Below are 2,046 nucleotides of genomic sequence, written 5' to 3'. Positions count from 1 at the left end.
CGCCCTGGCGATCCTGAAGAACTTCCACAGCAATCTGAAGGCCATCCCCGCATTGGCCATCCTCGGCTCACTGCTCGCCGAAGAGGACCGTCACCCCGAACTACTCCACCTGTTCAAAACCCGCCTCGTCGAGCCCCGGCGCGCACTGCTGCGACAAGCGCTCGCGGCCGGAAACCTCCCCAAATCCGCCGACCTCGACGCGCTCACCAGCATGCTCATCGGCTCCTTCTACGGCCGCTACGTCACCATCGCCGGCATCCCTGACGACTGGCCGAGCCGCGTGCTGAGCACCGTATGGCCAGACGACACCGACCCCACACCACTGCGCGCCGCCGACAATCCGTCACCGTCCGAATGACGCCGGAGAGCGATCCGGCGCGGCCTGTTCGAAGATCTACCCGGCGCATCGGTCGCAGCCCCTCACTTGGCGTCGCCGTAGCACTCGACCACCGCCGTGGTGAATCGATACCGCACCGGAGTCGGCCCGAACGCCATCTCCCCCGCGGTCTGCGCGGCGACGATGATCAGCTCGGCCACCGCTTCGCTCTCCTCCTCCGGGCAGTGCACGATCACCTCGTCGTGCTGGAAGAACACCAGTTCGGCGCGCAGGCCCGCCGTGTGCAGGGCGGTGCGCAGCCCCGCCAGGAGCAACAGCGTCCAGTCGGCGGCGCTGCCCTGGACGACGAAGTTCCGGGTGAAGCGGCCACGAGCGCGGGCGCGGGGTGTGCTGTGCCCGGTGGAACCGTCCTCGTCCGGCTCGTCGAACGACGCGACCGGCGGGCAGGTGCGGCCGAACCAGGTGCGCACCAGGCGGCCCTGTTCGCCGGCAGCGGCCGCGTCGTCGACATAGGCCACCGCGACCGGATAACGGCGGCGCAGTTCGGCCATGTGGGTGAGCGCATCGCCGGAGGTCTGGCCGTAGATGGCGCCCAGCAGCGCGATCTTCGCCTGCGCGCGATCACCGCCGAACGCGCGGGCCGCCAGGTCCGCGTACAAATCGTCCTCGCGCCCGGCCACCTCCATCAGACCCGGATCCCGGGAGATCGCCGCGAGCACCCGCGGCTCCATCTGGTCGGCGTCGGCGACCACCAGCCGCCACCCCGGATCCGCGCGGATCGCCTGCCGCAGCACCTTCGGAATCTGGAGCGCGCCACCGCCATTGGTGGTCCAGCGGCCGCTCACCGTGCCGCCCGGCAGGTATTCGGGACGGAAGCGGCCCGCGCGCACCCACTGCTCGATCCAGGACCAGCCGTACGCGGTATACAGGCGGTACAGCGACTTGTACGCCAGCAGCGGCTGCACCGCCGGATGGTCGATCTCCTGGAGCTCCCATTTCCGGGTGGAGGACAACGCGATCCCGACGCGGGCGAAGGCGCGGATGATGTCTTGCGGCAGATCCGGCCGCACCCGCGCACCGAGGGCCCGCGACACCTCCTCGGCCAGTTCGGCCATGTGCCGTGGCTCCATCCCGCCGGGAAGACGCTCTCCCAGCAGGGAATCGAGCAACTCGCGGTGAATATCCGCGCGCCAGGGAATCCCCGCCCGCGACATCTCGGTGGCCACCAGCATGCCCGCCGACTCGGCCGCCAGCAGCATCCGCATCCGCTGCGGATGTTCCGCCGCCGCAGTGCGGGCCACCTGCCCCGCGTACACCTCCAGCAACGCGGTGAATTCGTCGGTGCCGAGCGGCAACCGCACCGCGCCGGATTCTTCGAACAACGTCGGCTCGGTCTCGGCGGCACGAGCGGGCACATCCGGCGGAACGGGCAATCCGCGCAGACGCGCCCACGCACCCGCCAGCGATCGCGCCTGCCCCGCCTGCCCCTGCTCATGACCGATCAACAGCGCCTCGGCCGCCTCCACGTCATAACAGCGCTCGACCCGCACCCCACCCGCCAGCAAGCTCCGATACATACCGGCAGTCGATCGCCACACCCACCGCTCCACCTCCGGCCGCGACCGCACCGCCTCCACGAGCGATGCCTCCTCCAGAATCGGCCCCACCGGGCGACCGTCCTGATCGAGCGCGCACAACCGCGCCCCACC

2 protein-coding genes are annotated in these 2,046 nt (G+C 70.3%); one reads left to right on the top strand and one right to left on the bottom strand.

The genetic code is table 11. The features are described from left to right. Window positions 1–358, top strand: a 358-nt coding sequence (locus tag JZ791_RS44000) for a TetR-like C-terminal domain-containing protein (protein ID WP_216903906.1), incomplete at its 5' end; no start/stop codon positions are given. A gap of 62 nt (window positions 359–420) precedes the next feature. On the opposite strand, the gene JZ791_RS43995 is transcribed toward JZ791_RS44000, so the two are convergent. Then, window positions 421–2,046: bifunctional 3'-5' exonuclease/DNA polymerase (locus tag JZ791_RS43995; protein WP_216903904.1), on the bottom strand; the 1,626-nt coding region annotated here is incomplete at its 5' end.

Origin of the sequence: Nocardia alni (genome assembly GCF_019038435.1) — a bacterium.
Classification (GTDB): domain Bacteria; phylum Actinomycetota; class Actinomycetes; order Mycobacteriales; family Mycobacteriaceae; genus Nocardia; species Nocardia alni.
The sequence above is the reverse complement of the archived record's forward strand: the minus strand, read 5'-3'. Positions and strand labels throughout refer to the sequence as shown.